General features: G+C 36.2%; 1 pseudogene. It reads right to left on the bottom strand.

The window, feature by feature from the left end:
* A pseudogene (locus E4T68_RS09405) lies at positions 1-458 on the bottom strand (ISNCY family transposase); the annotation flags it as partial.

The raw sequence follows: 458 nt of genomic DNA on the forward strand, positions 1-458 counted from the left end.
TCTCACCCAAATCAAACACCGCTGAATGCTCTTCATGTGTTAACAAACAACGTGTGGCATAAATGTTGTCAGCGATATTCAAGAAAATATCCCCATTAAATGCTTCAATAACCAACGCTTTTGTGTGTCGTGAAAAATAAACACCTTTCCCATTTTGAACAGGTAAATAGTGATTGTTTTTAAAGCGTATATGATGTCCATCATCTATTTTACGTTCAGTAACCTTACCCAATAAGAGATTGATTTGCGATGGCTTAGGTGCCGTTTCATACACACTCTGTGTCATTTTTTCTCCAAATTGTTTATTGAACGATTTTATCCATCTTTTTAAAAAATGATTAGCTTCTTCCAGTGTTGAAATGCCATGTCGTTCCAAATCAACAGGTAATCGGGATTGTAAGGTATTGTTTAAACGTTCCACACGTCCTTTCCCCTGTGGAATAGATGTTGTTTTAAGG

The sequence above is a fragment of the Granulicatella sp. WM01 genome (genome assembly GCF_004570605.1).
GTDB lineage: Bacteria > Bacillota > Bacilli > Lactobacillales > Aerococcaceae > WM01.